Raw genomic sequence first — 6,817 nt, 5'->3', positions numbered from 1 at the left:
CTTCGATATCGCCGCCCTTGGTGGCGCGGGAGGAGTTGATATCGATGGAGGTCAGGGCTTCGGTCGGATCGATAACGATGCTGCCGCCGGAGGGGAGGCGTACTTCACGCTGGAAGGCTGATTCGATCTGGCTCTCAATCTGGAAGTGGTTGAACAGGGCAACTTCACCCTTGTACAGCTTCACACGGTTGAGGAAATCGGGACGTACCAGCTCGATATGGGCCTTGGCGCGTTCGAAAATCACCGGATTGTCGATCAGGATCTCGCCCACATCGCGACGCAGATAGTCACGGATAGCACGCACGATCACGTTGCTTTCCTGGTGGATCAGCACCGGCGCGGCGCGCTCCAGCGAGGCCTTGTGGATGGAGTCCCAGTGGTTGAGCAGAACGTTCAGGTCCCACTCCAGCTCTTCCGGAGACTTGCCCACACCGGCGGTACGCACGATCAGGCCCATGCCTTCCGGCACGGTCAATCCACTCAGGGCTTCTTTCAGTTCAGTCCGCTCATCACCCTCGATGCGGCGGGAGATACCACCGGCACGGGGGTTGTTGGGCATCAGTACCAGGTAGCTACCGGCCAAGCTGATAAAGGTGGTGAGGGCTGCACCCTTGGTGCCACGCTCTTCCTTGTCGATCTGGACGATAACTTCCTGACCTTCGCGGACCACTTCTTTGATGTTGGGACGACCCTGATAGGAGTAACCGGAGGGGAAGTAATTGCGGGCGATCTCCTTCAACGGCAGGAAACCGTGGCGCTCGGCGCCGTAGTCGACAAAAGCAGCTTCAAGGCTGGGTTCTACGCGGGTGATCTTACCCTTGTAAATGTTCGCTTTTTTCTGCTCGTGTCCCGGACTTTCAATATCCAAATCGTAGAGCTGTTGTCCGTCAACCAGCGCTACGCGCAACTCCTCTTCTTGAGTTGCGTTGATAAGCATTCTTTTCATTGAGTTCTCATTATTGTGTCATTTTGATTTCCTCCATCTGGGTCCTGCCGGCGCCGGCCTCGGGTCTTCAGCATACTGGGGCAACCTCCCGGTTGGGGTATGCATGAGGCGCAAACTAAGGGCGCTCTGGTCATCACTTCTCGAGAAGGGATGAATAAGGATGCCGAAATGGAGACAAATAAACGGTGATGTTTGTGTTCTCCATGCGTTGTACCTCGCACCCGGGAACCGTCATGTTCTTGTATACACGGTGTTTCGGGATTGGGTGGCATACTTTTTGGCCACTTAGTACAAGGCTTGAACACAATGACAAAACCTTGTTTATTATCCCATTTAAACCTCTTTTATAGCAAGGCGCCATTTTTCGACAAACCATGCAGCCAAGGGGCGCTGGCAGTGTTAAAATCCGCGCCATGACACAGATACAACAACAAGTGCAGCTGCTCACCATCGAAGCTGAGCATGACGGGCAGCGCATCGACAATTTTCTTAAGACTCAGCTAAAGGGCGTCCCCAAGAGCCTGATCTATCGCATCCTTCGCAAAGGCGAAGTGCGGGTAAACAAAAAGCGCATCAAACCGGAGTACAAACTCTGCGCAGGTGACGAGGTACGGGTACCTCCCGTGCGCGTTGCCGAGAAGAATGAGCTGCCTTCGGCAAACCTCGGCGTTATCCAGCGTCTGGAGAGCCAGATCCTGTTCGAAGACGATGCCATGATCGTGCTGAACAAGCCCTCCGGCATGGCAGTACACGGCGGCAGCGGCCTGAGCTTTGGCGTCATTGAAGGGCTGCGCGCCCTGCGTCCGGACGCCCGTTTCCTCGAACTGGTGCACCGTCTCGACCGCGATACCTCCGGCGTACTGCTGGTTGCCAAAAAACGCAGCGCCCTGCGCAGCCTGCATGAGCAGTTGCGCGTCAAGACCATGCGCAAGCAGTATCTGGCGCTGGTGCGTGGCAAGTGGCAGGCTCACGTCAAGGTGGTCAATGCCCCGCTGCGCAAGAATGATCTGCAATCCGGTGAACGGGTGGTGCGGGTCAGTGCCGATGGCAAGCCCTCCGAAACCCGGTTCCGTATCGTGCGTCAATTTGCCGAAGCGACCCTGGTCGAGTGCAGCCCCATCACCGGTCGTACCCACCAGATCCGCGTGCACACCCTGCATGCCGGTCACCCGATCGCCTGTGATGATAAGTATGGTGAAGCGGCGTTTGACGAGAAAATGCGCAGCCAAGGGCTGAAACGGCTCTTTTTGCACGCCTGGAAGCTCAGCTTTACCCATCCGGCCGATGGTCGCGAGATGCAGGTAGAAGCACCGCTGGCACCTGAACTCGACAACTTCCTCAACGGTTTGCCACGCTGATGCAGGATATCCGGCTCGCCATTTTCGATTGGGACGGTACCCTGATGGATTCGGTGGGCCGGATTGTGGCCTGTGTGCAGGGGGCCGCCAGAGATTGTGAACTGACGGTGCCTGCACCAGCCCAGATCCGGCAGATCATCGGATTGAGCCTCGATGTCGCCATGTCCCGTCTGTTCCCCTTATGTAACGACAGTGGCACCACCAATATTGCCGCACTCATCGATCGTTATCGTCATCACTATCTGCACGACGCCACCCCCAGCCCGCTGTTTGCCGGGGCTGGGGAGTTGCTGCATGACTGGCAGTCACGGGGCCTGCAACTGGCCGTCGCTACCGGCAAATCACGCCGTGGGCTGGATCGGGTATTGGATGAGACCGGGCTGCGCCCGTTGTTTGTGACCAGTCGCGGGGCCGATGAGGCCCGCTCCAAGCCGGATCCGCTGATGCTTGAGCAGATCCTGGACGAGCAGGGGCTTTCACCCCGGCAGGCGGTGATGGTCGGCGACTCTGTTCACGATATGGCAATGGCCGAGGCGATAGACATGCCGCGAATTGGCGTCACCTGGGGGGTAGATAGTCGTGATTCCCTCAGTCGTCACGGACCGGTGGCGGTGGTGGACTCCATGGCGGCGCTCAAAACGCTATTGTAAGCGTTTCCCTTTGAGCGACATCAAGCTGATTGATAGCAAAAGCCCGGTCAATTGACCGGGCTTTTTATATATCTTCTAGCTCATCTATTCGCCCACAATCAGGGCAGGGCGATGCCGTGGCGCTCCAGTAGCTCGATCAGGCCGATCAGCGGCAGACCGATCAAGGCGTTAGGATCGCGCCCCTCCAGCCCCTTGAACAGTACGATCCCCATTCCCTCACATTTGAAGCTGCCGGCACAATCGAGGGGCAATTCAGCCTCGACATAGCGGCGAATGGCAGATTCATCGAGATTGCGAAAATGAACGGTGAACGGTTCCACCAGCTGATGAGCCTTGCCTGTGGCGGCATTCACTACGCACAGGCCGGTGTAGAAGGTGACGCTGCGACCCTGGGCTGCCATCAGCTGGGCGATGGCATTGTCGATGGTGCCCGGTTTGCCGAGGATGCGACCATCGCAGACGCACACCTGATCAGATCCGATGATCAAGCCGTGATCACGTTGCCCGGCGATGGCATCAGCCTTGGCACGGGCCAGCCTGGCCACCAGCGCTTCGCCGGATTCGCCAGCCAGCGGACGCTCATCCACATCGGGCGCAGCACATTCAAAGGGGAGGTCGAGCTTCTCCAGCAGGGCTTTGCGATAGCGAGAAGTTGAGGCGAGGATAAGATTCTGTGGCATAATCGAGTTACCGATGAAAGCAGGTACCGGCATTCTAGGGACTTGTGGCGTTAAAATCATCGGCGGTAAGGACTTTTTCCTTTGACTATCAGTTGTTGGACCTATATTATTCGCGCCCTATGCAAAAGGTGAAGTTGCCCGTTAAGGTTGATCCAGTCCGTAGTGCCTTGAAGCTGCTCGATTACATCGGGATAGTGGAAAAGTCGCAGATGCCCAGGCTGGAGGAATCAACCGCTGGCTTGCAGAGTGATATCGATGTATCACTGCACTTTGGCAAAGATGTCCAGAAGTTGACCGTTATGAAAGGCACTGCCCATGCCAAGGTTGACTTGGTTTGCCAACGTTGCGGAGAGACATTCGAACACCTCTGTGAAGCTGAATTTATCTACACTCCGCTGTTCGAAAGAACAAACGAGGAAGAACTGCCGGAAGCTTATGAGCCCATTGAGTTGGACGAAAACGGCGAGATAGATCTTCATCAAATCCTTGAGGATGAACTTATCCTCTCGTTGCCTCAAGTCGCAATGCATCCGATGGATGCCTGCCCAAGAGGGAACATGGAGATGACCTGGGGTGAAATCGAACCTGCTGATGAGCGGCCGAATCCCTTTGCAGTTCTTGAAGAGCTTAAACGTAAGTGAATTTAGGAGTTAGCCTACAATGGCCGTACAACAGAACCGTAAAACCCGTGCCAAGCGTGGCATGCGTCGTTCCCACGATGCGCTGACCACCGCTGCCCTGACTGTTGATCAGACCAGTGGCGAAATTCATCGTCGTCACCACGTGACTGCCGATGGTTTCTACCGCGGTAAAAAGGTAATCGCTTAAGGATTGCCTTTGTCTACGCAAACTGTCGCGCTAGACATCATGGGGGGAGATATTGGCCCCTCGGAAACAGTGCCTGCCGCCGTGCAGGCACTGTCTCTTTTACCCCAGCTAAAACTGATCCTGGTCGGCGACCAGCACCAGACCTCTTCTTTGCTGCAGCAACATGGCTTGCTGAATCATCCCCGCGTTCGATTCGTACATGCATCCCAAGTGGTTGGTATGGGCGATAAACCGATCGTGGCGTTGCGTACTCTGAAAGACTCCTCCATGCGGGTGGTACTCAATCTGGTGAAAGCCGGTGAGGCCGATGCCTGTGTCAGTGCTGGCAATACCGGTGCGTTGATGGCGATAGCCAAGTGCGTGCTCAAATCCCTGCCCGGGGTAGACAGACCCGCCCTCATCAAGGCGTTGCCGACGTTGAGCGGCAAGCGCACCGTGATGCTGGATCTCGGCGCCAACGTCAGTTGCGATGCTGATACCTTGCTGCAGTTTGCAGTGATGGGCTCCGTCGTGGCCGAAAAGGTCGAAGGCATTGCGTCGCCGCGGGTTGCCTTGCTCAACATCGGCGAGGAGGAGATCAAGGGCAATGATCTGGTGCGTCACAGCTCCGAATTGTTGCGCCAGTGCAACGCGCTCAACTATGTCGGTTTCATAGAAGGGGATCGCATCTTCAGCGGCGACAGCGATGTGATTGTCTGCGACGGCTTTGTCGGCAATGTCGCCCTCAAGACGGCGGAAGGGGTGGTGCGGATGATGGCCCAGTTGGCCGGATATCCCCGCAAAAAACGCAGTTTTCTTGGTCGGATCGCCGGATTTATGTTCAAACGGCGTTTTTCTTACCTGAACCCCGACCAGTATAACGGGGCAAGTCTGTTAGGATTGCGCGGCATTGTGGTAAAAAGTCATGGGCGGGCCGAACGGCGCGCCCTGTGTAATGCGATCCTGCTGGCCGCACAAGAGGCCAAACATCAACTTCCACTGCAAATAGCAGATCGCCTTGAAGCTGTCTTCTCTGACAGGGATCTATAAGAACTCTATGCATAGCAAAATTCTGGGTACTGGCAGCTACCTGCCGAGTTCAGTGCGTACCAACGCCGATCTCGAGCAGATGGTTGAGACCAGTGATGAGTGGATCGTGGAACGCACCGGTATCCGTGAGCGCCGTATTGCCGGTGCTGACGAGACCGTTGCCACCCTCTCTTACCAGGCCGCCCTGCGCGCCCTGGATGCAGCCGGTCTGACCGCTGCCGATCTCGATATGATTGTGCTGGCCACCACCAGTGCTGAAAATGCCTTCCCGGCTGCTGCCTGCGAGCTGCAGGGGCTGCTCGGCGTACCGGGCATTCCTGCCTTTGATGTGGCTGCGGCCTGCGCCGGTTTCACCTATGCGCTCTCCATCGCCGATCAGTTCGTCAAATCCGGTGCCGCCCGCCATGTGCTGGTCGTCGGGGCAGATGTGCTCTCCCGCATGTGTGATCCGCAAGATCGCGGCACCATCATCCTGTTTGGTGACGGGGCAGGGGCTGTCATTGTCGGTGCCAGCGAGACGCCGGGCATCCTCTCTACCCATCTCCATGCCGATGGCCGTTATGGCGAGCTGCTCAAGCTGCCGCAGCCCCGTCGCGGCATGCCGGGTGCCGAGCTCGAAGCCTACATGTATATGAAGGGCAACGATGTGTTCAAAGTGGCGGTCACTCGTCTGAGCGAGATTGTGACCGAAACCCTGGCCGCTGCCGGTATCGAGCCGAGCGAGCTGGACTGGCTGGTGCCTCATCAAGCCAACTTCCGCATCATCAGTGCTACCGCCAAGAAGCTTGGCATGAGCCTCGACAAAGTGGTGCTGACCCTCGCCAAGCACGGCAATACCTCTGCCGCTTCCGTTCCTGTCGCCTTCGACGAAGGGGTACGGGATGGCCGGATCAAACCGGGTCAGCTGGTACTGCTGGAAGCCTTCGGCGGCGGTTTTGCCTGGGGCTCGGCGCTGGTTCGCCTCTGATCTTCGGCGGGATGGTGTGCTCATCATCCCGTCACCGATTTCATTTTTGTCTTATCTAAAAGGAATCAATGATGACCCAATTTGCCATTGCCTTCCCGGGACAAGGTTCCCAGTCCGTTGGCATGCTGGCCGAGCTGGCCGAACAACATGTCGTGATCAAGGAGACCTTCGCCGAGGCGAGCCAGGTGCTGGGTTATGACCTGTTTGCCCTGGTGATGGATGGTCCGGTTGAAGATCTGAACAAAACCTGGCGCACCCAGCCAGCGCTGCTGACTGCCTCTGTCGCCCTGTGGCGCCTGTGGCAACAGCAGGGTGGGGCAACCCCTGCCGTGATGGCGGGTCACAGCCTGGGTGAGTAC

General features: G+C 57.1%; 9 protein-coding genes. 7 read left to right on the top strand and 2 right to left on the bottom strand.

The genetic code is table 11. The annotated features are described in order from the left end of the window. The coding region (locus LD28_RS0120185; RefSeq protein WP_156120334.1) for an Rne/Rng family ribonuclease at nucleotides 1–946 on the bottom strand (946 nt) is incomplete at its 3' end. A 413-nt stretch (nucleotides 947–1,359) separates the two neighbouring features. On the opposite strand from LD28_RS0120185, the gene rluC reads away from it, so the two are divergent. Both rluC and LD28_RS0120175 read left to right on the top strand, forming a co-directional pair. Beyond that, nucleotides 1,360–2,304, top strand: coding sequence for a 23S rRNA pseudouridine(955/2504/2580) synthase RluC (gene rluC / locus LD28_RS0120180; RefSeq protein ID WP_202962999.1), 945 nt, complete (start codon nucleotides 1,360–1,362; stop codon nucleotides 2,302–2,304). Continuing rightward, nucleotides 2,304–2,954, top strand: coding sequence for an HAD family hydrolase (locus tag LD28_RS0120175; protein ID WP_033138685.1), 651 nt, complete (start codon nucleotides 2,304–2,306; stop codon nucleotides 2,952–2,954). Before rluC ends, LD28_RS0120175 begins: the two co-directional genes overlap by 1 nt. A 98-nt stretch (nucleotides 2,955–3,052) precedes the next feature. Here LD28_RS0120175 and LD28_RS0120170 read toward each other — a convergent pair whose 3' ends face one another. Then, the gene (locus LD28_RS0120170) at nucleotides 3,053–3,634 is read right to left on the bottom strand and encodes a Maf family protein (RefSeq protein WP_033138689.1); all 582 of its coding nucleotides are present in this window, start codon (nucleotides 3,632–3,634) and stop codon (nucleotides 3,053–3,055) included. Nucleotides 3,635–3,753: 119 nt separating this feature from the next. Here LD28_RS0120170 and yceD point away from each other — a divergent pair, with 119 nt between their 5' ends. The 5 genes from yceD to LD28_RS0120145 all read left to right on the top strand — a co-directional run. Beyond that, a complete protein-coding gene (yceD, locus tag LD28_RS0120165; RefSeq protein ID WP_033138688.1) occupies nucleotides 3,754–4,275 on the top strand; it encodes a 23S rRNA accumulation protein YceD in 522 nt (173 codons plus the stop codon). A gap of 19 nt (nucleotides 4,276–4,294) precedes the next feature. Continuing rightward, nucleotides 4,295–4,462 (top strand): 50S ribosomal protein L32, encoded by a 168-nt coding sequence (gene rpmF / locus LD28_RS0120160; protein WP_005300935.1) that lies wholly within the window; start codon nucleotides 4,295–4,297, stop codon nucleotides 4,460–4,462. A 9-nt stretch (nucleotides 4,463–4,471) separates the two neighbouring features. Next, the gene (gene plsX / locus LD28_RS0120155; protein WP_033138684.1) at nucleotides 4,472–5,491 is read left to right on the top strand and encodes a phosphate acyltransferase PlsX; all 1,020 of its coding nucleotides are present in this window, start codon (nucleotides 4,472–4,474) and stop codon (nucleotides 5,489–5,491) included. A gap of 7 nt (nucleotides 5,492–5,498) precedes the next feature. Then, nucleotides 5,499–6,458: a beta-ketoacyl-ACP synthase III gene (locus LD28_RS0120150; RefSeq protein ID WP_033138683.1), complete on the top strand. Its 960-nt coding sequence runs from the start codon at nucleotides 5,499–5,501 to the stop codon at nucleotides 6,456–6,458. A 71-nt stretch (nucleotides 6,459–6,529) separates the two neighbouring features. Further along, nucleotides 6,530–6,817, top strand: a 288-nt coding sequence (locus tag LD28_RS0120145) for an ACP S-malonyltransferase (protein ID WP_033138682.1), incomplete at its 3' end; no start/stop codon positions are given.

It is taken from the genome of Aeromonas finlandensis, assembly GCF_000764645.1.
Lineage (GTDB): Bacteria > Pseudomonadota > Gammaproteobacteria > Enterobacterales > Aeromonadaceae > Aeromonas > Aeromonas finlandensis.
The sequence above is the reverse complement of the archived record's forward strand: the minus strand, read 5'-3'. Positions and strand labels throughout refer to the sequence as shown.